This window comes from Mycobacterium sp. E3198, assembly GCF_001667015.1.
GTDB lineage: Bacteria > Actinomycetota > Actinomycetes > Mycobacteriales > Mycobacteriaceae > Mycobacterium.
This window is the reverse complement of sequence record NZ_LZIS01000092.1, coordinates 72704-95569: the sequence shown is the minus strand read 5'-3', so window position 1 is coordinate 95569 and position 22866 is coordinate 72704. Positions and strand designations below refer to the sequence as shown.

At 69.1% G+C, this 22866-nt stretch carries 19 protein-coding genes; 15 read left to right on the top strand and 4 right to left on the bottom strand.

Features of this window, described 5'->3' with window-relative positions:
- Window position 1: 1 nt before the first annotated feature.
- Window positions 2-2152, bottom strand: coding sequence for an FUSC family protein (locus A5673_RS10195; RefSeq protein WP_068230812.1), 2151 nt, complete (start codon window positions 2150-2152; stop codon window positions 2-4).
- 141 nt (window positions 2153-2293) lie between these two features.
- Here A5673_RS10195 and galT point away from each other — a divergent pair, with 141 nt between their 5' ends.
- From galT to A5673_RS10175, 4 genes are all read left to right on the top strand, one after another.
- Window positions 2294-3376 carry a galactose-1-phosphate uridylyltransferase gene (gene galT, locus A5673_RS10190; protein WP_068230809.1) on the top strand — a complete coding sequence of 361 codons (1083 nt, stop codon included), beginning with the start codon at window positions 2294-2296 and terminating at the stop codon, window positions 3374-3376.
- Complete coding sequence (locus A5673_RS10185; protein ID WP_068230806.1) at window positions 3373-4464, top strand: galactokinase; 1092 nt, start codon at window positions 3373-3375, stop codon at window positions 4462-4464. The genes galT and A5673_RS10185 overlap by 4 nt, the downstream gene beginning before the upstream one ends.
- A gap of 62 nt (window positions 4465-4526) precedes the next feature.
- On the top strand, window positions 4527-4853 hold the full coding sequence (locus A5673_RS10180) for a hypothetical protein (RefSeq protein ID WP_068230803.1): 327 nt from the start codon (window positions 4527-4529) through the stop codon (window positions 4851-4853).
- Window positions 4838-5512 carry a PAS and ANTAR domain-containing protein gene (locus A5673_RS10175; RefSeq protein WP_068230800.1) on the top strand — a complete coding sequence of 225 codons (675 nt, stop codon included), beginning with the start codon at window positions 4838-4840 and terminating at the stop codon, window positions 5510-5512. The genes A5673_RS10180 and A5673_RS10175 overlap by 16 nt, the downstream gene beginning before the upstream one ends.
- Here A5673_RS10175 and A5673_RS10170 read toward each other — a convergent pair.
- Complete coding sequence (locus A5673_RS10170) at window positions 5509-5994, bottom strand: hypothetical protein (protein WP_068230797.1); 486 nt, start codon at window positions 5992-5994, stop codon at window positions 5509-5511. The two genes, A5673_RS10175 and A5673_RS10170, sit on opposite strands and share 4 nt — an antisense overlap.
- Before the next feature lie 75 nt (window positions 5995-6069).
- Entirely contained in the window at window positions 6070-6747 is a 678-nt protein-coding gene (locus A5673_RS10165; RefSeq protein ID WP_068230793.1) for an LpqN/LpqT family lipoprotein, read from the bottom strand.
- Between the two features lie 154 nt (window positions 6748-6901).
- Here A5673_RS10165 and A5673_RS10160 point away from each other — a divergent pair, with 154 nt between their 5' ends.
- Complete coding sequence (locus tag A5673_RS10160; RefSeq protein ID WP_068230790.1) at window positions 6902-9547, top strand: GH92 family glycosyl hydrolase; 2646 nt, start codon at window positions 6902-6904, stop codon at window positions 9545-9547.
- A gap of 6 nt (window positions 9548-9553) precedes the next feature.
- Here A5673_RS10160 and A5673_RS10155 read toward each other — a convergent pair whose 3' ends face one another.
- Window positions 9554-11929 (bottom strand): lysylphosphatidylglycerol synthase transmembrane domain-containing protein, encoded by a 2376-nt coding sequence (locus tag A5673_RS10155; RefSeq protein WP_068230787.1) that lies wholly within the window; start codon window positions 11927-11929, stop codon window positions 9554-9556.
- A gap of 119 nt (window positions 11930-12048) precedes the next feature.
- Between A5673_RS10155 and A5673_RS10150 the strand changes: the two genes are divergently transcribed.
- The 10 genes from A5673_RS10150 to A5673_RS10105 all read left to right on the top strand — a co-directional run bounded on the left by A5673_RS10150 (window position 12049) and on the right by A5673_RS10105 (window position 22866).
- The gene (locus A5673_RS10150; RefSeq protein ID WP_068230784.1) at window positions 12049-12990 is read left to right on the top strand and encodes a class I SAM-dependent methyltransferase; all 942 of its coding nucleotides are present in this window, start codon (window positions 12049-12051) and stop codon (window positions 12988-12990) included.
- Window positions 12991-12992: 2 nt separating this feature from the next.
- Window positions 12993-13940, top strand: a complete 948-nt coding sequence (locus A5673_RS10145) for a class I SAM-dependent methyltransferase (protein ID WP_068230870.1) — start codon at window positions 12993-12995, stop codon at window positions 13938-13940.
- Window positions 13941-14069: 129 nt separating this feature from the next.
- Entirely contained in the window at window positions 14070-14792 is a 723-nt protein-coding gene (locus A5673_RS10140; RefSeq protein WP_068230781.1) for a FadR/GntR family transcriptional regulator, read from the top strand.
- Window positions 14789-15586: an ABC transporter permease gene (locus A5673_RS10135; RefSeq protein ID WP_068230779.1), complete on the top strand. Its 798-nt coding sequence runs from the start codon at window positions 14789-14791 to the stop codon at window positions 15584-15586. Before A5673_RS10140 ends, A5673_RS10135 begins: the two co-directional genes overlap by 4 nt.
- A 1-nt stretch (window position 15587) precedes the next feature.
- Window positions 15588-16457, top strand: coding sequence for an ABC transporter permease (locus A5673_RS10130; protein ID WP_068230776.1), 870 nt, complete (start codon window positions 15588-15590; stop codon window positions 16455-16457).
- A 5-nt stretch (window positions 16458-16462) separates the two neighbouring features.
- Window positions 16463-17668 carry an MCE family protein gene (locus tag A5673_RS10125; RefSeq protein ID WP_068230773.1) on the top strand — a complete coding sequence of 402 codons (1206 nt, stop codon included), beginning with the start codon at window positions 16463-16465 and terminating at the stop codon, window positions 17666-17668.
- Entirely contained in the window at window positions 17665-18696 is a 1032-nt protein-coding gene (locus A5673_RS10120; protein WP_068230769.1) for an MCE family protein, read from the top strand. Before A5673_RS10125 ends, A5673_RS10120 begins: the two co-directional genes overlap by 4 nt.
- Entirely contained in the window at window positions 18693-20243 is a 1551-nt protein-coding gene (locus A5673_RS10115) for a virulence factor Mce family protein (protein WP_068230766.1), read from the top strand. Before A5673_RS10120 ends, A5673_RS10115 begins: the two co-directional genes overlap by 4 nt.
- Window positions 20240-21739 carry a virulence factor Mce family protein gene (locus A5673_RS10110; RefSeq protein ID WP_068230763.1) on the top strand — a complete coding sequence of 500 codons (1500 nt, stop codon included), beginning with the start codon at window positions 20240-20242 and terminating at the stop codon, window positions 21737-21739. The genes A5673_RS10115 and A5673_RS10110 overlap by 4 nt, the downstream gene beginning before the upstream one ends.
- Window positions 21736-22866 carry a virulence factor Mce family protein gene (locus tag A5673_RS10105; protein WP_255396639.1) on the top strand — a complete coding sequence of 377 codons (1131 nt, stop codon included), beginning with the start codon at window positions 21736-21738 and terminating at the stop codon, window positions 22864-22866. Before A5673_RS10110 ends, A5673_RS10105 begins: the two co-directional genes overlap by 4 nt.

The following is a 22866-nucleotide window of genomic DNA, read 5'->3' as shown; positions in this document are numbered from 1 at the left end:
TTCAGCTCGCGACCGGGCTGGGCACCCTCGGGCTGTCGCGGGCACCGAGGTTGGTGGCGGCCGTGGTGATGGCCCGCTCGATCTGGCGAAGCGAGTGCACCGCGGTGAGGAACCGTCGGGTGTCGGGGCGCGGTCCGTCTTGGCCGTCCTGCTGTCGGGCCAGGGTTTCGGCGGAGTCGAGGTCGTCGGTCACCGACACGATCGTCGGTGCGTGGGCGCCGCCGATGGCCGCCTTCAGCGCCTCGATGTTCCGCTGCGTCTGCGCGGCGGCCGACGTGAACGCGTCGGCCAGCGCCGGCGAGCAGCCGGCGGCGCCCCGGTATTGCTCGGCGCTGCGGGCCAAGCTTCGTCCGTAACGATCGCAGGCCGCGAATATTCGCAGACCGCGCCGGATGTTTCGCCGGCCGGCGAGCCCGGCCACCCCGGCCAACAGCGGCTTGGCGCTGATCCGGAACTGCTGCAGCGCCCGGTCGAGCTCGCGAGCCTGTTCGGTCGGGCTCCCCGTCTGCTCGGTGCCGAACATGGTGGCCGTGGAGATCTCGATCAGCGCCGACAAGGCCGTCAGGAAGGCGCGGGTGTCGTTGCGGATGGTGGTCCGAGTGTTGGTGGGCAACACCAGGATTGCCACGGCCACGCCGATGACGGCACCGATCGCGGTTTCTTCGATCCGCAGCATCAGCACACCGAACGAGAATTGGCCCAGCAGGCCGTACAGCAGCGCCAGCATCGTGGTGATCCAGAAGGTCATCAGGCTGTAGGTGACGGTCATGAAATAGAAGGCGCAGAACAGGCACACGAAGATCGCGACCAGCGCGGCGCGGGTGTCCCCGGCGAACAGCGTGGCCACCAGCACGCCGCAGGGCACGCCCAGAATGGTGCCCAGCAGCCGCTGCCACCCCTTGGTCAGGGTTTCGCCCCAGGAGTTGGTGCCCGCGAAGATCACGAACGCCGCGATCACCGCCCAATACCAGCGCGCCGGCGACACCAACTCACCGGTGACGATGGCCAGCGACGCGGCGACGGTCACCTGGATTGCCTGTCGGGTGGTGGGCCGCAGGCCTTCGTCGGCGGGCTCGTCCGTGGCCGCAGCTTCCGGCGCGGGCGGCGGCGCGCCCTCGTCGGGCCGCAGGGCACCGGCTTTGCCGGCGGCCGCGCCCTCGACGATCGCGCGGACCTCCGCGGTCGCCGTCGCCGCGTTGATGATCGCCAGGGAAAGGCGGCGCACGGCGGCCTCCCCGGGATCGTCGTCCGGTGCGGCCGTGGGAGCCTGCCGGTCCAGGATCCGTTGCGCGCGTTCGGCGGCTCGGCTGAGGCCGCCGGCCTGCGCCGTGCGGATCGCCCGCGCCAGCTGGTTGAGCGCCGCGACCAGTTCGGCGCGGGTGGCCGGCGGCAAGCCGGCGGACAGCGCGGCCGCTCGCCGGCCCGCGGTGGCGACCCATTCGATGGCCAACTCGGCGTCGAACAGCCAGGGGGCCAGCTGTTCGCTGCTGACGCCGGGCCACAGCATGGCCGGATCGGCCTTGTCCTCGATCTGACCCTGCACCATCAGGGCGGTCTCGTTGAGCCGGATGGTGCGGGCGCGCATGCGGCGCCGACGTCGCTCGTCGAGGCGGCCGGTGGACACCGCCTCGGCGGTGGTGTCGACGACGATGGCCATCCGGGCCCGCAACGCCCGGACGGTAGCGCGCAGCACGCGTTCCGGCCGGTCGGGCAGGACGTAGGTGCTCATGACGAACGTGCACAGCGTTCCGACCACCACCGCCCCGATCAGCCAGGGCAACTCCGAAATCCTCGCGCGCAGATACAAAGTGAAGAAATAGGACATGAACGCGACCATGCCCAGCGCCCTGCCGCGCGCGCCGAAGCGGCGGATGTAGACGGCGGTGAAGACGACGGCGACGAAGACGGCGTCGCTGGCGATGGTGTAGGGAGCCAGCAGCGCGGCGGCGGTGATGGACGCTGCGGCGGGCAACGGCAGCATTGCCATGGTGATGCGCTGCCGGCGAAGGTCCGGCTCGTTGACGGATCGCGACGCGACCATCGTGATGACGACGCCGAGCAGGGCGACCGTCAGGGGCTGTCCCGTCGCCGTCGTCACCAGGTACATGATCAGCAGCGAACAGCCCAGCGCGGCCGTCGTTCGCGTCGCCATCCGCAGCCGCAGCAGGCCGGGATCCGACCCGATCCACCAATTTCGGGCTCTTTCGTAGAGAACGGTGATCTCCTGACCTCTCGGGGGACACCCCATGGTTACCCGAACCGCGCCGCGCGGGCCAAGCTAGTCTTCGACCTCGTGACGACGCCGACGCGGGCAAAGCTGGCCGACGGCCGTGACCTCCTGTTTTTCGCGCTGCCGGGCCACCGCCCGGCGCCGGTCGAAGATCGCAGGCCGCTGCCGCGGCGTGACCCGGACCAGTCGCAATTGCGTTTCGACTTCTCGACGGGGCAGTGGGTGATCGTCGCGGCGCTGCGCCAGGACCGCACCTACAAGCCCCCCGCCGATCAGTGCCCGCTGTGCCCGGGCCCGACCGGTCTGACCAGCGAGGTGCCGGCCGCGGACTACGACGTCGTCGTGTTCGAGAACCGCTTCCCGAGCCTGGCGGGTGCGGGTCGGCCGGTGTCGGTGCCCGCCGACGCCGGGTTCGTCACCGCGCCCGGACACGGCCGCTGCGAGGTGATCTGTTTCTCCAGCGACCACGCCGGGTCGTTCGCGGCGCTGCAACCGGCGCATGCCCGGCTGGTCGTCGAGGCCTGGCGGCACCGCACCGCCGACCTGATGGCCACCCCGGGCGTCGAGCAGGTGTTCTGCTTCGAGAACCGCGGCGAGGAGATCGGGGTGACGTTGACCCATCCGCACGGTCAGATCTACGGCTATCCCTTCCTGACGCCGCGCGCCGCCGCCATGCTGGCCCAGGCTCGCGAACACCGAATACGCCACGGCGGCAACCTGTTTGCCGATCTGCTGGCGGCCGAGGTCGCCGACGGCGCTCGGATCGTCGCGCGCACCGAGCTGTTCACGGCGTTCGTGCCGTTCGCGGCGCGCTGGCCGGTCGAGGTGCACATCTACCCGAACAGGTTCGTGCACAACCTGGTTGAACTCGACGACGACGAGCTGGACGGGTTGGCGTGCGTCTACCTCGACGTGCTGGGGCGTTTCGACCGGATGTATTCGGCTCCGCTGCCCTACATTTCCGCGCTGCACCAGTTCGCCGACACGCAAGCCCAGGACGACGGCTACTTCCACATCGAGTTGATGTCGATCCGGCGCAGCGCAACCAAGCTCAAGTACCTGGCGGCCTCCGAATCGGCGATGGACGCGTTCATCAGCGACGTCACACCCGAAGCCGTGGCGCGGCGGTTGCGGGAACTGGCATGACGGTCCGCTACGCCGCCCCCGGGCGGGTCAACCTGATCGGTGAGCACACCGACTACAACCTCGGGTTCGCCCTCCCGATCGCGCTGCCGCAGCGCACGGTGGTGACGTTCACCCCGGACGGCGGCGACGCCATCACCGTGGGCAGCCAGCGCGCGGACGGCGCGGTGCGCTTTCCACTGGCCACCGCTCCCGGTCAGGTGACCGACTGGGCCGCCTATGTGGCCGGGGTGGTGTGGGCGCTGCGCCAGGCGGGTCACCCGGTGCCGGGCGGCTCGATGTGGATCACCAGCGACGTGGAGATGGGGTCCGGGCTGTCGTCCTCGGCGGCGCTGGAATGCGCGGTGCTGGGCGCGATCGCGTCGGCCGCCGGCATCGATATCGACCGCATCGAGCAGGCGCGGCTGGCCCAGCGCGCCGAGAACGAGTATGTCGGCGCGCCAACGGGATTGCTTGACCAGCTGGCCTCGCTTTTCGGCGAGGCGTCGACCGCCCTGCTGATCGACTTCCGCGACGTCACGGTCGCGCCGGTGGCCTTCGATCCCGACCCGCACGGTGTGGTGTTGCTGCTGATCGACTCCCGGGCGCGCCACCGTCACGTCGGCGGCGAGTATGCGGCCCGGCGCGCGTCGTGCGAGCGGGCGGCCGCCGCGCTGGGGGCGTCGTCGTTGCGGGAGGTCTGGGATCGCGGGCGGGCGGAGTTGGACGCGATCAACAACCCGATCGACGCCCGCCGCGCCCGCCATGTTCTCAACGAGAACGGCAGAGTATTGGATTTCGTTGCGGCAGCGGGGGATTCGGACTTCGTCGAAGCCGGCCGGATCATGACGGCCTCGCACGTCTCGATGCGCGACGACTTCGCCATCACCACCGAACACATCGATCTGATCGCCGACACCGCGGTACGGGCGGGGGCTTTCGGCGCCCGGATGACCGGCGGCGGCTTCGGCGGCTGCGTCATCGCGCTGGTGCCGAGCACCCGGGCGGACGCCGTCGCGCAGACGCTGCGACGGACCTTGCTCAGCGCGGGTCATCCGCGGCCGGTCGTCACCCGAACCGCCGCCGCCGCCGGCGCCGGCCCCGGCGGGTGAGGTAGCGACGCCGTTTGCCGAGGTTAGCCGTAACGATTGTGTATAGCTGTAACGTAACGGGTATGGCCACCACCATGTGCTTGATGTGCGGCGCCAACTTCTCGGCCCGGTCGGACGCGATTTACTGCTCGCCGGCATGCCGCCAGAAGGCCCATCGGGCCCGGACCGCTCAGCGGACGGCCGTGCTCCGCGAGTCCCTCAGGCGAGGCTTCGGACCCGCTCCGGCCGATTCCGCCGAGGCGACCGCGCTGCGGCTTTCCGTCGCGACGTCCGTGCAGCGCGCGCGGGAGCAGGTCGATCGGTCCCGTGAACTGTGTCGCGATTCGGAGCGTCGGCTGCGGGAAAGCGACGCGATCCTGCGGAGGCGCGCACCGTGGCTTGGGAATTAGACGGCCAGACGGAAGCCGTCGAGCGGGCGCTCGCGGGCGGCACCCCGCAGCGCGCGGGCTGGTTCCGTTTCTATTTCGAAGACCAACGCTGGGAATGGTCCGAGGAAGTCCAGCGCCTGCACGGCTACGAGCCGGGGACGGTGACACCGACCACCGAGCTCGTGTTGTCCCACAAGCATCCCGACGATCGCGGCCAGGTGGCCGCGACCATCAACGACATGGTCGAACGTCGTGGGGCTTTCAGCACGCGGCATCGCATCGTCGACCCCAATGGCGACATCCACCATGTGGTCGTGGTGGGCGACCAATTCTGCGACGACAACGACGAGGTGATCGGCACCCACGGCTTCTACATCGACGTCACGCCGGCGGCCACCGGCAATTCCGAGGACGCGATCACGGCGAGAGTCGCCGCAATCGCGCAGCGTCGCGGCGTGATCGACCAGGCGAAAGGCATGTTGATGCTGGTGTACGGCGTCGACGAGGACGCCGCCTTCAACATGCTCAAATCGCTGTCCCAAGTGCGCAATATGAAGCTATGGCCGCTCGCCCAGCAGATCGCCAGGGACTTCGCCGCGTTGGGCGGGGAGGCGATCACCTCGCGCTCACGGTTCGATCAGCGCTTGCTCACCGCACACACACGCGCGCCGGAGCGCTAGCCGGCCGGAGTCAACCGGACCGCCGCCAGGTGCATCCGGTCGACGGCCTCCGCGAACTCCTCGCGGGTCGGGATGCGCGGGTCGCGGAATTTCAGTCCGATCATCCGCTGTGCGCGTCGCAGCCCATAGGACTCGGCGCAGCGGTGGTACAGGTCGGACACGATTTCGCGGTCGCGGATGAGCTCGCCGCGCATGGCCGTCGTCTTGCCGTCGTAGACGACCTGCGCGGGCGCGCCGTTGCGGAAGTTCTGCTTCCACGGGGCGCCGGTCAGCGCGTAGAGCTCGTGATCGATCACGTGGGCGCTCAGGGGAATCGTGTACGGCCGCCCCGTCTTTCGGCCGGTGAAGCTCAACACCATCAGCTGCTTGCGCGCGGGCCCGGCAAGCGGGGTGCGCAGCAGGAAACCCAGGACGGGGTTGACGAGACGCAGTAGTGCCGACGGTGGGTGCCCGACGTCTATCGCATGCGACTGTTCTGTCATGCCAACACCGTAAAGCCAACGGGACGCCGCGGCGTAGGGATTTCCGGCCGCGGCGTCCCGAAGGGCGGTCGGTGGTCAGGGGGTGATGGTCGTCTGCTCGTCGATGATGTTGGTGGCGTCCATCAACGGTCCCTGGTCGCTTTCGAGCGCATCGGCGTTGAGTTGCAGCACGTACACCGCTCCCTGGCTGGGAATCACCACCGTCTTCTGGGCGACGGCGCGCGTCTTGCCGTCCCGCTGGTAGGTGCCGCCCAGCTGCCAGGCCTGGAATCCGGCCAGCGTGGACGCCTTGCCGTTGCCGCTGCCGCCCTGGTAGCCGGGGAGGCCGAGCAGCTCATTGGGGGCGTACTGGAGGATCTTCGCGGGGTCGACATCACCGGTGAGCTTCGAGTACAGCGCCGAGACGGTGGGTGGATCGGCTGGGTTCGCCGGCTGCAACTGGACTATGCCGCCATAGGACGTACCGGTGTTCTGGGTGATCTGCCAACCGGCGGGCACCGGCAGATCGACGTTAGGGCCGGGATCGCCGTGGTGGATGGGGGTTTCGGTGATGTGGTTGTCGCGGACGTAGTCGGCGATCGTCGGGCCGCCCTGCGCGCTCGCCGTCGCGGAGGTTTTCGAAGTTGTGGTCGAGGTCGACGTGGATGTCGACGTCGATGTCGACGTCGACGGCGATGACTTGTTGCTAGAGCCGCATGCCACGAGCGCCACACTCAGCGCCACGGCAATGGTTGCTGCGGTCAACTGTTTCATCGATCAAATCTCCCGAATTTTGGGCCGGTACCAGCGCCAGCCACGCGGAATGAGACTAGCCGAACTGGGCGGAAAAAGTTGCTAGGAAAAATTGGGGCCTGCCGGCGCGCGCGAAACGCACCGCAACGAGGCGGTGATGCAGTAAGAGACAGTCATGCGGTCACGTGGGTTTCGCAGGGCCCTCATCGCGTTGCTCGCTGCGACCGCCGTCTTGCTGACCTTCATCGCCGCGGCACCGCCGATCGCCTACGACGGCGAGCCGCAGCTGGTGACCAATCCCGTCGACCACGTCGACACCCTCATCGGGACCGGGACGGGCGGCGAGACGGTGGGGGAGATCAACAACTTCCCCGGCGCCACCGTGCCGTTCGGGATGGTGCAGTACTCGCCGGACACCGTCGGCAACTACGCCGGCTACAACTACGACAACCCGCGCTCCACCGGGTTCAGCATGACCCACGCCTCGGTCGGCTGCGCCGCGTTCGGCGACATCTCGATGCTGCCGACCACCACGCCGATCGGCGCGCAGCCGTGGAACGCCTGGGAAGGGATCGCGCACGACGACAGCGAGCAGGGCGCGCCGGGCTATTACACCGTGCGCTTCCCGCGCACCGGCGTGACCGCCGAACTCACCGCCACCACCCGCACCGGTGTCGGCCGGTTCCACTACCCGCACAACGGTCGGCCCGCCCTGCTGCACGTCCGTTCCGGCGCGTCGCTGGCGGGCAATTCGCGCGCGGCCATCCAGATCGGCGAGGACAACACCACGATCACCGGATGGGCGACCAGCGGGGGGTTTTGCGACAAGCCGAACACCTACACGGTGTACTTCGCGATGAAGTTCAGCCGGCCGTTCACCGCCTACGGGTCGTGGGACGGCTATGCCGTGTACCCCGGTGCCCGCGGCGCGGCGTCGCGCTACAGCGGGGGGTACGTAGAGTTCCCGGCCGGCTCGGCGCTCGAGGTGCGCACCGCGATCTCCTACGTCGGCATCGACGGCGCGCGGGCCAACCTGGAGGCCGAGGGCGGGATGAGCTTCGACGCCGTGCGCGAAGCCGCGGTATCCGAGTGGAATGCCACGCTGTCGCGTATCTCGGTGGCGGGCCGCAACGCCGGCAACGTCGACACCTTCTACACGTCGCTGTACCACTCGCTGCTGCACCCCAACACCTTCAACGACGTCGACGGGCGTTACATCGGATTCGACGGCGCGATCCACAGGGTGCAAAACGGGCGGACCCAGTACGCGAACTTCTCGGACTGGGACACCTACCGGAGCCTGGCCGCCCTGCAGGGACTGCTCTTTCCCAAGCGGGCCGGCGACATGGCGCAATCGCTGGTGAACGATGCCGAGCAGAGCGGTTCGTTGCCCCGTTGGGCTTTGGCGAATTCGGCGACCGGCGAGATGAGCGGCGACAGCGTGGTCCCGCTCATCGTGAACCTCTACGCCTACGGGGGCAAGGACTTTGACGTCCAGACCGCGCTGCGCTACATGGTCGACGGGGCTACCAAGGGCGGGGCCGGCCTCGGCGGCTACGTGGAGCGGCCGGGCATCGCCACCTACCTGGGGTTGGGCTACGCGCCGCACACCGTCGAGTTCGGCAACGGCGGATGGATCGCCGATGCGTCGATCACGCTGGAGTGGTCGGTCGACGACTTCGCGATTTCCCGATTCGCCGACGCGCTCGGCGACGCCGCGACCGCGGCCAAATTCCAGGTGCGGGCGCAGTATTGGCAGAACCTGTTCAATCCCAGCACCCGATACGTCTCGCCCCGCGGCACGATGGGATTTTTCCAACAGGGCCCCGGCTACGTCGATTCCCCCAGGGCTTTCGGCCAGGACGGGTACGACGAGGGCAATGCCGAGCAGTACGTCTGGTGGGTGCCGCACAACGTCGCCGGCCTGGTGACCGCGCTCGGCGGCCGCGCGGCGGTGGCCGACCGGCTCGACCGGTTCACCACGAAGCTCAACGTCGGCCCCAACGCTCCCTACCTGTGGGCCGGCAACGAGCCGGGGTTCGGGGTGCCATGGCTGTACAACTACATCGGACAACCGTGGAAGACACAGCTCGCCGTCGATCGGGTGCGCGGCCTGTTCGGGCCGAAGCCCGACGGCGCGCCCGGCAACGACGACCTCGGGGCGATGTCCAGCTGGTACGTCTGGGCCGCCCTCGGCCTGTACCCGAGCACGCCGGGAACGCCGATCCTGACGGTGGCGGCGCCGCTGTTCGACCGGATCGTCATCGCGCTTCCCGCAGGAAAATCCATTCGGATCTCCGCCCCGGGCGCGTCGGGGCCCCATCACCTGAAGTTCATCGACGGCCTGAGCGTCGACGGCCGGACCACCGATCGCACCTGGCTGCCGGAGCCGATCATCCGCACCGGCGGCGACGTCGCGTTCTCCCTCGCCGCCTATCCCAACAAGAGCTGGGGCACCGCCGAGTCGTCCGCGCCGCTGTCGTTCGCCGCGGGCGCCTCGGCGGTGACCGTCAACGCGCCGCAACCCATCCTCCGGATCCGGCCGGGGCGCACCGGCATCGTGAAGGTCGACCTGCAACGGATGATCGACGGCGCAGGGGATTACAGGATCACCGGCACCTCCTCTGATCCCGGGATCACCGTCGCGCCGGCCTCCGGGCAGTTCGGCGCCGACGGATCGGCCTCGGTCGACGTCGCGATCACCGCGACACAGTCGGTGCCCGGGGAGTATTACGTGGTGTTCCTCACCACGACGGTCGGCGAAACCGCGCGCAAGTCAATCGTTTTCGTCGTCGCTGCGCCCGAGCCCGACGAACCCTGACCGTTGTCAGATCATCTCGTTGTCGGTCAACCACCGCATCACCGGCCAGCCGACGAAGACGGGCAGCCAGCAGGTGAGCACGCGATAGAGCAGTACCGACGGCACGCCGGTGGCCGCGGGTATGCCGAACGCGGCCAGGCCACCGATCAGCGCCGCCTCCACGGCGCCGACACCGCCGGGCGTCGGGGCCGCCGACGCCAGCGTCCCGCCGACCATCGTCACCACGGTGCACGTGACGAATGTCGCGCCGCCGCCGAATGCTTCCACGCTGGTCCACAGCGCGAGTGCGGCACCGAGAGTCGTTCCGGCGCAACCCAGTACGATCAGACCCAGTCGTTTCGGTTCCCGGGCAACCTCGACCAGGTCGCCGGTCACCTCCTTCAGCCTGGGGCGCAGATCCGTCGCCAGCCACCGGCGCAGCCTCGGCACCAGCAGGAAGGTGCCGACGATGCCCAGCGCCACACCCGCGATCAGGTACAGCACCGTGGCGCTCGGAACGTAGTGCGAAAGGTCCATCGACGCACCCGCCACCAGGCTGAACAAGATCAGCAGCACGAGGTGCATGATCACCTGCACCGCTTGCTGCAGCGCCACCGCGGTCGTGGCGCGCACCGCCGACAGCCCGCCGCCCTTCTGCAGGTAGCGCGTGCTGAGCGCGAGCCCTCCGACACCGGCCGGCGTCGTGGTTGCGGCAAAGGTGTTGGCCACCTGAGCGATTGACAGCTTCCAGAAGACCACGGATTCGTCGGCGCTCGCCCACAGCGCGGCGGCGGCGCCCACATACGTCAGCGCCGAGATCAGCAAGCCCAGCAGCGCCCACCACCAGTTCGCCTTGCTCACCTGGGAAACGAACGTCGGCATGGTGCTGATGAACGGGTAGGCGACATAGACCAGCGCGACGAGCAGCACCAACTGAATGACCTGCCGCCGGGTGAACCGCGTGATCGTTTCGCTCTTGATCTGGTCCGCACCGGTTTGCCGCTTCACCTCCGCACGGGCGCCGGAGATCACGGCCCCGGCATCGGCGACCGACCGCCGGATGGATTTGGGCACGGCGGATTTGGTGAGCCGTCGCGACGCGCTCAGGACGGTGTCCTCGCCGAACGCATCGATGGCCGCGGCCACCGCCGACTTCGCGTCGTACAGCGCCGACGTCGTTACCAGCAGTTGGGCGATGTCGGACTGGAGCTGGGTCTCCGTGGCCCCGTACTCGGCGCTGCCGAACCCGCCGAACAGCACCGTGCCGTCGTCGACCGTGATCTCCCGGGCGCGCAGGTCGCCATGGGAAATCTGGTGGTCGTTGAGCTCTCGCAGCGACTTCCACGCGCGGTCGACGGGAGTCGTCTTCGCGCATTGGTCGAGCGGAATGCCTCGAACGGGCCTGTGCGCGTACAGCATCCAGCCCCGGTCGAGGCTGGCGACCGCGATCGTCGACGTGTTGGCGAGGCCCACCTCGCCGACGGCGATGGCCAGCAGCGCGCGGTGCTCGACCACGCGGCGCATCGATGCCACCAGCGGCGCGGTTTCCCTGGCCCGTAGCCGCAGCTTCCGCCAAAGCTGAAGTAAGGCGCCCCCGCTGCGCTGATGCGGGCCGTACAACTCGATCAGGGCCGCACCGGAGTCCTCACACGTCGCCGACAGGACCAGCGGGCCGGGTCCGGCGGGCCGCACCACTTGCAGCCGCGAGACCACGCATCCGCGCTTGGCCAGGGCGCGCACCGTGCCCTCCAGCGGCACCTCGAGGGCGGGAGTGCCGACCACCAGGACCACCAGCGCGCCGACGAACCAGCCGACCGCCAGCCCGAGCAAGGAGCGGGCCGGGACGATCGCGCTGACGAACAGGTGGATCGGCACGAAGGCCAGCAGCAGCGTCCACCACCAGTGCCGCCACCGCGCGGGCAGCCAGGGGCCCGACACGGTCAGGACCGCGGCGAGCATCGCGATCCACCGTGGGTCGTCGAGGATCTGGGCCAGCGCGGTCTGCGGCCGGTCCGACAGGTCGAAATGCCAGCGGGGTGCCGAGATGCCGTTGCCGCCGATCGAGAGCGAAAGGACCGCGATGAGTCCGGCGGCCGCGTAGGCGCCGAGCAGCTTCCATTGCCGCCCCGCGACCAGACCGATGAGGATGGCGAACGGCAGCGCCAGGATCGCGATACCGTAGGCCAGGTACACGAGATCCGACTGGGTGGGGGTCAGCACCCCGACGATCTCCGAGATCGATCGCTCCAGCGCGAGCCATTGCGGCCGGGTGATCAGCGAACCGGCGATCACGATCGCGAAGAAGACCACCGACGCGGCGAGCCGCAGGATGTCGTTGGTACGGCGGGTCAGCGGTTGCAGCAAGTTGCCCGAAACGCTGATGTCGCGCCCGTCAACCCGCATGTCGAGACCTTAACCGGATACCTCCGGGCCAGGGTGGATGAACTTGACGGACAGGCCGTTCACATGCGGCGCGCGTACGGTCGGGTAGGTAGTCGTGCTAGCGAATTGGAGGACACGAGGTGGCCAGAACCGACAACGACACCTGGGAGATCACCGAGAGTGTGGGCGCCACGGCGCTGGGCGTCGCGGCGGCCCGCGCGGCGGAGACCGAGAGCGAAAATCCGCTGATCAGAGATCCTTTCGCGCGGATCTTCCTCGACGCCGCGGGCGAGGGCATGTGGAACTGGTTCGCGGCGCCGGACCTGCCCGCCGAGATCGCCGAGGCCGAACCCGACCTGAAGCCGCGGATGCAGTCGATGGTCAACTACATGGCCGCCCGGACGTCGTTTTTCGATCGGTTCTTTCTCGACGCGACGCGCGCGGGCGTGCCGCAGGTGGTGATCCTCGCGGCCGGCCTGGACTCGCGGGCGTGGCGGCTGCCCTGGCCCGACGGCACGACGGTGTACGAACTCGACCAGCCGCGGGTGCTGGAATTCAAGTCCTCGACGCTGCGCGAAAACGGCGCGTTGCCGACGTGCAACCTGGTGCACGTCCCGGTCGACCTGCGCCACGACTGGCCGGCCGCGCTGCGCCAGGCCGGTTTTGACGCCTCGCTGCCGAGCGCCTGGTCGGCCGAGGGCCTGCTGCCGTTCCTGCCGGCGGCCGCCCAGGAGTTGCTGTTCGAGCGCGTCGATGCGCTCGGGGTCGCGGGCAGCCGGATCGCGGTGGAGGCCCCCGGCCCCGACTTCCTCGACGAGGCCGCCATCGAGAAGCGGCGCGCGGACATGCAGCGGGTGCGCGACCTGATGGCCAAGCTCCAGCCGGAACGCGACATCCCCGACGTCCACGACCTGTGGTACTTCGAGGAGCGCGAGGACGTCGGGCACTGGTTGCGCCGGCACGGGTGGGCGGCGACGGTGACGCCCGCCGAGGAGCTGATGGCCGGCTACGATCGCAGGCCCCCGCAGGGCGTCGAGGACGCCGCTCCCAAGACGCTTTTCGTGGCCGCCGAGAAGGAGTGACCGTGGCTCGCACCGACGACGACACCTGGGAGATCACCGAAAGCGTGGGCGCGACGGCGTTGGGCGTCGCCTCGGCGCGGGCGGCCGAAACCCGCAGCGAGAACCCGTTGATCTCCGACCCGTTCGCCCAGGTCTTCCTCGACGCGGTCGGCGACGGGGTGTGGAATTGGCACTCCGCCCCCGAGTTGCCTGCCGAGCTCATCGAGGCCGAACCCACGGTGGCGCTGCAGATGCAATCGATGGTCGGCTACATGGCTTCGCGGACGGCGTTTTTCGACCAGTTCTTCCTCGACGCGACCCAGGCCGGCATCCGCCAGGCGGTGATCCTGGCGGCGGGGCTGGACGCGCGCTCCTGGCGGCTGCCCTGGCCCGACGGCACCACGGTGTACGAGCTCGACCAGCCCAGGGTGCTCGAGTTCAAGCTGGCGACGCTGACCGAACACGGCGCCCGGCCCGCCTGCAACCGGGTCGCCGTCGCGGTCGATCTGCGCCAAGACTGGCCGGAGGCGTTGCGGCAGGCGGGATTTGACCCGTCCGCGCCCAGCGTCTGGTCGGCGGAGGGGCTGATGCCCTACCTGCCCGCCGCGGCCCAGGAGTTGCTGTTCGAGCGCATCCAGCAGCTCACCGCCGCTGGCAGCCGGGTCGCGGTGGAGGCGCTGGGTCCGAAGTTCCTCGACCCCGAGTTTCGCGCCAGGCGCCGCGAGCGGATGGAGCGGATCCGCGCGCTGATGGCCGAGGTGGACCCGGGCCGCGAGATCCCGCGCACCGACGAGCTGTGGTACTTCGAGGAGCGCGAGGACGTCGGTGCCTGGTTCCGCCGCCACGGCTGGGACGTGACGGTGACGCCGTCCGACGAGCTGATGGCCGGCTACGGTCGCAAGGCCCCGAAAGAGGTCGCGGACCAGGTCCCGGGGAATCTCTTCGTGGCCGCGCAGCGGAGCGGAAGCTAGCCGCCGCTTCGCCGAGCGTGCAGCTGCTGCGAAAAGTCGGCCGGAAACTCGCAACAGTTTCACGCTCGGCGGCACGACACGCTGGTCTGACCACTTGACGTCAGACCTCAGGCCAATCACACTCACCGCATGGCGCTGCAGCCGGTCATCCGCCGATCTGTGCCCGAAGAGGTCTTCGAGCAGATCGCCACGGGCGTGCTGAGCGGTGAGATGCAGCCCGGTGAGGCGCTCCCCAGCGAGCGCCGGCTGGCGGAGGTGTTCGGGGTGTCGCGGCCCGCGGTCCGCGAGGCGCTCAAAAGGCTGTCGGCGGTCAGCCTGGTCGACGTGCGCCAGGGCGGCGTCACCACCGTGCGTGATTTCCGGCGCCACGCCGGCCTTGATCTGCTGCCGCACTTGCTGTTCGCCAGCGGTGAGCTCGACCCCGCCGTCTTCCGCAGCATCCTCGAAGCCCGGCTGCGCATCGGGCCGAAGGTCGCGGAGCTGGCGGCCGAACGCCAAGGGCCCGAGCTGGCGGCATCGCTCGAGGATTCTCTGCGCATCCTCGAGACCGAGGATGACCCGCTGCAATGGCAACGCGAGACGCTCGCCTTCTGGGAGCAGGTGGTCGACGGCGCCGGCTCGATCGTATTCAGGTTGATGTACAACGCGTTTCGGGCCGCGTACGAGCCCGCATTGGCCGCGCTGGGTGCGGCCATCACCGCCGAGGGCAGGCGGCCGGGTGCGTACCGCAAATTGGCCGAGGCGATCCGCGCCGGCGATCCCGCCCGGGCGAGGAAGGCCGCCCACGACGTGCTCGAAGCCACCAACACCGTGCTTGCCGCCGCCCTCGACCGCCGGGGCGGCCGGCGATGAGCGCCCACACCGTGATCACCAACTATCTGCGCGGCCAGGTCCAGCCCGGGATCGACGCGATCGGCGGGTTCTTCCGCACCTGCGTGCTGACCGGAAAGGCGTTGTTCCGGAGCCCCTTCCAGTGGCGCGAGACGATCGAGCAGGGCTGGTTCATCACGAACGTCTCGTTGTTGCCCACGCTCGCGGTCGCGATCCCGCTGACCGTGCTCATCATCTTCACGCTCAACATCCTGCTGGCCGAGTTCGGCGCCGCCGACATCTCCGGCGCGGGCGCGGCGCTGGGCGCGGTCACCCAGTTGGGGCCGCTGACCACCGTGCTGGTGATCGCCGGGGCCGGATCCACCGCGATCTGCGCCGACCTGGGCGCCCGCACGATCCGCGAGGAGATCGACGCGCTGGAGGTGCTCGGCATCGACCCGATCCACCGGCTGGTGGTGCCCCGCGTCGTCGCGGCGACCATCGTCGCCACCCTGCTCAACGGCGCGGTGATCACCATCGGGCTGGTCGGCGGGTTCGTTTTCGGCGTTTACATCCAACACATTTCGGCCGGCGCCTACGTCAGCACCCTGACCCTGGTCACCGGCCTGCCCGAGGTGATCATCTCGGTGGTCAAGTCGGCCACGTTCGGAACGATCGCCGGCCTGGTCGGCTGCTACCGCGGGCTGACCACCAAGGGCGGTCCCAAGGGTGTGGGCATCGCCGTCAACGAGACGCTGGTGTTGTGCGTGATCGCGCTGTTCGCCGTCAACGTGGTGCTGACCACGATCGGCGTGCGGTTCGGGACGGGCCGCTGACATGTCGACGGGAACCATCCTGCGCGCCCGCTACCCGCGAACGGTCGCCGGCCTCACCCGCTACGGCGGCGGCACCGCCCGAAGGCTCTGGCAGGTCGGGGTTTTCGCCAGGTTCACCCGGCTCAGCATCGGGGAGATCGGGTGGGCGTTGCGCCGGTACCGGCGGGAGACGCTGCGGCTCATCGCCGAGATCGGCATGGGCACCGGCGCGATGGCCGTCGTCGGCGGCACGGTCGCGATCATCGGCTTTGTGACGCTGTCCGGCGGCTCGCTGATCGCGATCCAGGGCTTCGCGTCGCTGGGCAACATCGGTGTCGAGGCGTTCACGGGATTCTTTGCCGCGCTGGCCAACACGCGCGTCGCCGCGCCGATCGTCGCCGGCGTCACGCTCGCCGCCACGGTCGGCGCCGGCGCGACCGCCCAGCTGGGCGCCATGCGGATCAGCGAGGAGATCGACGCGCTGGAAGTCATGGGCATCAAGTCGATCTCGTTTCTGGTCTCCACTCGGATCCTCGGCGGGCTGGCGGTGATCGTGCCGCTGTACGCGCTGGCGCTCGACATGGCATTCACGTCGGGCCAGGTCGTCACGACGGTGTTCTACGGGCAGTCCAACGGCACGTACGAGCACTACTTCCGCACCTTCCTGCGCCCCGAGGACGTGGGCTGGTCGGTGGTCGAGGTCGTCATCATCGCGGTCGTGGTGATGATCACGCATTGCTACTACGGCTACACCGCCAGCGGCGGCCCGGTCGGCGTCGGCCAGGCGGTCGGTCGATCGATGCGCTTCTCGCTGGTTTCGGTGGTCGTCGTCGTCCTGCTGGCCCAGTTGGCGCTCTACGGCGTGGACCCCAACTTCAACCTCACGGTGTAACGGCCATGGCGACCCGGAAGAACCGACGCGCGTGGGTGTACGTCGAGGGCGCCGCACTGCTGTTGGTCTGCGGGCTGGTGCTGGTGCTGGTGTACAAGCAGTTTCGGGGCGACTTCACGCCGAAGACGGAGCTGACCATGGTGGCGTCGCGGGCGGGGCTGGTGATGGAGCCCGGTTCGAAGGTCACCTTCAACGGGGTGGTGATCGGCCGGGTCGCCGGCATCTCGGAGATGGAGCGCGACGGCAGGCCGGCGGCCAGGCTGACGCTGGACGTGAATCCGAGCTACCTGAGCCTGATTCCGGCCAACGTGGTGGCCAACATCGAGGCGGCCACCCTATTCGGCAACAAGTACGTTTCGCTGGTCTCGCCGGAAAATCCAGCGCCGCGGCGCATCTCGCCGCACGACGTGATCGACGTGCGCTCGGTGACCACCGAGTTCAACACGCTTTTCGAGACCGTCACCTCGATCTCCGAGAAGGTGGATCCGATCGAGCTCAACTCGACGTTGTCGGCGCTGGCGCAGGCGCTGAACGGGCTCGGGGGCAAGTTCGGTCAGTCGATCGTCAACGGCAACGAGATTCTGGCGCGGTTGAATCCGCGGATGCCGCAGATCCGGTACGACGTGCGACGCCTGGCGGACCTGGCCGACGTATACACCGGCGCCTCGCCCGATCTGTGGGACTTTCTGCGCAACGCGCTGACCGTCGCGCGCACGCTGACCCGCCAACAGCGCGACCTGGACGCCGCGCTGTTGGCGGCGGTGAGTGTGGCCCGCACCGGCGAAGACGTCTTCGCCAGGGGCGGGCCGTACCTGGCGCGCGGTGCAGCCGATCTGGTGCCCACCGCCGAACTGCTCGACACCTATAGCCCCGAGATTCTCTGCACGATCCGCAACTTTCACGACGCCGCGCCGGAAGTCGCGAAAGCGGCCGGCGGCAACGGCTATTCGCTGTCGGCCGCCGGATCGCTCATCGGGGCGCCCAATCCCTACGTCTATCCCGACAACCTGCCGCGGGTGAACGCGCGCGGCGGCCCCGGCGGGCGGCCGGGCTGCTGGCAGAAGATCACCCACGACTTGTGGCCGGCGCCGTATCTGGTGATGGACACCGGTGCCAGCCTCGCGCCGTACAACCACCTGGAACTCGGCCAGCCGCTGGCGGTCGAATACGTCTGGGGGCGCCAATACGGGGAGAACACGATCAACCCATGAGAACCACCGGCACCGCCATCAAACTCGGCATCTTCTGGTTGGTGCTGGCCACGTTCACCGTGATGATCATCGTCGTGTTCGGCCAGGTGCGATTCGAACGCACCACCGGGTACTCCGCGGTGTTCACCGATGTGAGCGGGCTGCGGGCGGGCCAGTTCGTCCGCGCGTCGGGCGTGGAGGTCGGCAAGGTCGCCAAGGTGACGCTGATCGACGGTGACGCGCGAGTGTTGGTCGACTTCAACGTGGATCGCTCGCTCCCATTGGACCGGGCGACGACCGCGTCGATCCGTTACCTGAACCTGATCGGCGACCGCTACCTGGAGCTCACCCGCGGCGACAGCGGCCAGCGGCTGGCGCCCGGTGGCATGATTCCGCTCGAGCACACCCGGCCGGCGCTCGATCTCGACGCCCTGATCGGCGGATTCCGGCCCCTTTTCAAGGCGCTGGATCCGGACAAGGTCAACAGCATCGCCCAGTCGATCATCACCGTCTTCCAGGGGCAGGGCGCCACGATCAACGACATCCTCGACCAGACCGCGGCCCTGACCGCCTCGCTGGCCGACCGCGACCGGGCGATCGGCGAGGTGATCACCAACCTGAACACCGTGCTGGCGACGACCGCCAAGCACCAGAAGGAGTTCGACCGGACGGTCGACAACCTGGAGCTGCTGATCACCGGGCTGAAGAACCGGGCCGATCCGCTGGCCGCGGCGGCGGCACACATCAGCGACGCCGCCGGCACCCTGGCCGACCTGCTGGCCGAGGACCGGCCGTTGCTGCACACCACCTTTGGGCACCTCGAGGTCATCTCGCAGTCGCTCATCGACGACCTGCCGACGCTCGACGACGTGCTGGCCAAACTGCCGGGCGCGTTCCGCGTCATCGGCCGCGCCGGTGGCATCTACGGCGACTTCTACAACTTCTACCTGTGCGACATCTCCATCAAGGTCGACGGACTACAGCCCGGCGGCCCGGTGCGCACCATCAAGCTCCTCGGGCAGCCGACCGGAAGGTGCACGCCGCAATGAGAACGCTGACCGAGTTCAACCGCACCCGCGTCGGCCTGATGGGCGCGCTGGTCACCACGCTCGCGGTCGGCGTGGGGCAGAGCTTCACCAGCGTGCCGATGCTGTTCGCCACGCCCACCTACTACGCGCAATTCACCGACTCCGGCGGCATCAGCGCGGGCGACAAGGTGGAGATCGCGGGGGTGAACATCGGCCTGGTCCGTTCGCTGGCCATCCGCGGCGACAAGGTCCTGATCGGCTTCTCGCTGCCCGGTCGGACGATCGGGACGGCCAGCCGCGCGGCGATCCGCACCGACACCTTCCTCGGCCGCAAGAACATGGCGATCGACAACCGTGGCGCGGATGCCCTGCGGCCCAACGGCATTCTCCCGTCCGGCCAGACCACCACGCCCTACCAGATCTACGACGCGTTCGTCGACGTCACGAAGGCGGCGACGGACTGGAACATCGATGTCGTCAAGCGGTCGCTGAACGTCTTGTCCGAGACGTTCGATCAGACCGCCCCGCACCTGAGCGCCGCCCTCGACGGGGTCGCCAAATTCTCCCAGACCATCGGCCATCGCGACGACCAGATCAAGCAGCTACTGGCCAACGCGGACAAGGTCGCCCGGGTGCTGGGCGACCGCAGCGAACAGGTCGACGGGTTGCTGGTCAATGCCAACACGCTGCTGGGCGCGTTCCGGCAGCGCAGCCAGGCGCTGAGCGTGCTGCTGAGCAACGTGTCCTCGGTGTCCGCTGAGGTGTCCGCCCTGATCAAGGAAAACCCCAACGCCCACCATGTGCTGCAGCAGTTAGGCACGGTCAGCGACGAATTGGTCAAGCGCAAAAAGGAACTGGCCGATGTGCTGGTCCTGCTCAGCCGGTACACCGCGTCGCTGACCGAGGCCGTCGCCTCCGGGCCGTACTTCAAGGCGATGGTCGCGAATCTCCTGCCGCCCCAGATGCTCCAGCCGTGGGTCGACGCCGCGTTCAAGAAGCGCGGCATCGACCCGGAGAACTTCTGGCGCAGCGCGGGCTTGCCGGCGTTCCGGTGGCCCGACCCCAACGGCACCCGGCTTCCCAACGGCGCGCCGCCGCCGGCGCCGCCGGTGCGGGAGGGCACCCCCGATCACCCGCAGCCGGCCGTGCCGCCGGGAACGCCGTGCTCCTACACCCCCGCCGCGGACAGCCCGCCGCGGCCCGCGAATCCGTTGCCGTGCGCGCTTTCCGGGCAGGGACCGTTCGGCCCGGTGCCCGGTGGCTTCCCCGCGCCCCTCGACGTGCAGACGTCGCCACCCAATCCCCAGGGGCCGCCGCCGACACCGGGGGTGCCGAGCGCGGGCCGGCCCGGCGAGGCGCCGCCGAGCCTTCCCGGCACCCCGGTGCCGTTGCCGGCGCACGCGCCGCCCGGCGCGCGCACCGAGAACCTGCAGCCGGCCGGCCCGACCCCGCCACCGTCGACGTTGGCGCCGGGTCTGCCCGCCGGGCCGGCGGCGCCACCGGGACCCGGTCCGCAACTGCCGGCCCCATTCGTCACGCCCGACGGGACAGGCGGGAGCACCCGATGAGCACGATCTTCGACATCCGCAACCTCCGGCTGCCGAAAGTGTCCGGCAGGGCGGTGCTCGTCGCGGCGCTGTCGGCGGTGTTCGTCCTCACCGGCCTTGCCGCCGGGGCGCAGCTGTACCGCAAGCTGACCACCACGACCGTCGTCGCCTATTTCTCCGAGACCCTGGCGCTGTACCCGGGGGACAAAGTTCAGATCATGGGCGTACGCGTCGGCTCGATCGACAAGATCGAGCCGGCGGGCGACAAGATGCGAGTCACTTTGCACTACAACAACTCCTACAAAGTACCCGCCACGGCGACCGCGTCCATTCTCAACCCCAGCCTGGTGGCCTCGCGCACGATCCAGCTGTCACCGCCCTACACCGGCGGGCCGGTGCTGAGCGACGGCGCGGTCATCCCGATCGAGCGCACCCAGGTGCCCGTCGAATGGGACCAGCTGCGCGACTCCATCAACGGGATCCTGCGCCAGCTCGGCCCGACACCCCAGCAGCCGAGGGGGCCGTTCGGCGACGTCATCGAATCGGCCGCGGACAACCTGGCCGGAAAAGGCAAGCAGGTCAACGAAACCCTGACCAACCTGTCCAAAGCGCTGACCGCGCTCAACGAGGGCCGCGGCGACTTCGTCGCGATCACGCGAAGCCTGGCCCAGTTCGTCAGCGCGCTCTATCAGAACGATCAGCAGTTCGTCGCGCTCAACGACAACCTGGCCGAGTTCACCGGCTGGTTCACCAGGTCCGACCATGACGTGGCCGACACGGTCACCCGCCTCGACGACGTGCTCGCGACGGCCCGAAAGTTCCTCGAGGACAACCGGTCCGCGCTGACCCACGACGTGGGCAACCTCGCCGACGCGACCACCACGCTCCTGCAACCCGAGACGCGGGACGGCCTGGAAACCGCGCTGCACGTGCTGCCCACCTTCGCGGGCAACTTCAACAACCTGTACCACCCCCTGCACAGCTCGCTGGTGGGCTTGTTCGCGTTCCCGAACTTCGCCAACCCCATGCATTTCATCTGCAGCGCGATCCAGGCCGGCAGCAGGCTGGGCTATCAGGACTCGGCCGAGCTGTGCGCGCAGTACCTGGCGCCGGTACTGGACGCCATCAAGTTCAATTACATTCCGGCGGGCCTGAACCCGTTCAACTCGGCGGCCGCCCTGCCCAAGGAGGTGGCCTACTCCGAGGAGCGGCTGCGCCCGCCGCCGGGATACAAGGACACCACCGTCCCGGGGATCTTTTCGCGCGACACACCCTTTTCGCACGGCAACCACGAGCCGGGCTGGGTCGTCGCGCCGGGGATGCAGGGCACCGAAGTCCAGGCGTTCACGGCCAACATGCTGACCCCGGACTCGCTGGCCGAGCTGATGGGTGGGCCGGACATCGCGCCACCGCCGCCGGCGACCAACCTGCCGGGGTCTCCGGACTCCTATGACGAGTCGAATCCGCTTCCGCCGCCGTGGTATCCGCAGCCGGCGCGCCCGGGGCCGGCCCAGTGAGGCGCGTGAGGCGCGGCCTGGCCGCCGCGTTGACCGCGACGATGCTCACGTCGTGCGGTTGGCGGGGCATCGCCAACGTACCGCTCCCCGTGGGCCACGGCACTGGTGCCGACCACCTGACGATCTACGTGCAGATGCCGGACACGCTGGCGCTCAACACCAACAGCCGGGTGCGCGTCGCCGACGTGTGGGTCGGCACGGTACGGGCCATCGCCCTGAAGAACTGGATCGCCACGCTGACACTGGACCTCGATCCGGGCGTGCGACTACCGGCGAATGCGACCGCCAAGATCGGCCAGACCAGCCTGCTGGGCACCCAGCACGTCGAGCTCGCCGCGCCGAAAGACCCGTCGCCGCAGGTGTTGCGGAGCGGCGACACCATCGGCCTGCGGAACTCGTCGGCCTATCCGACCGTGGAGCGGACGCTGGCCAGCGTCGCGGTGATCCTCAACGGCGGCGGCATCGCGAACCTGGACGCAATCCAGACCGAGGTCGTCAACATCCTCGACGGCCACGCCGACCAGATCCGCGAATTCCTCAGGCGCCTCGACACATTCACCGCCGAGCTGAACCGCCAACGCGACGACCTCACCCGCGCGATCGATTCGACCAACCGGCTGCTGACCGTCGTCGCCAATCACAACGACACGCTGGACCGCCTGCTCACCGACCTACCGCCGTTGATCCAGCATTTCGCCGACACCCGCACCCTGTTCGCCGACGCCACCGAGGCCCTGGGACGGTTCAGCGACGTCGCCAACGGGGCGCTGGCGGACACCCGGCCCAACCTGCAGCGCAGCCTGCAGTCGCTGCAGCGACCGTTGGGCCAACTCGGCCTCGCCGCCCCGTACGTGGTCGGTGCGCTGAAGTTGGGCCTCACGGCGCCGTTCAACATCGACGACGTCAATCAGGTGATCCGCGGCGACTACGTCAACCTGTCTCCAGTCCTCGACCTGACCCTGTCCAGCCTCGACAACGCGATGCTCAGCGGAACCGGATTCTCCGGGGCGTTGCGGGCCCTCGAGCAGTCGTGGGGCCGGGACCCGCGCACCATGATCCCGGACGTCCGCTACACGCCCAACCCCAACGACGCCCCGGGAGGGCCGCTGGTGGAAAGGGGCGAGTGA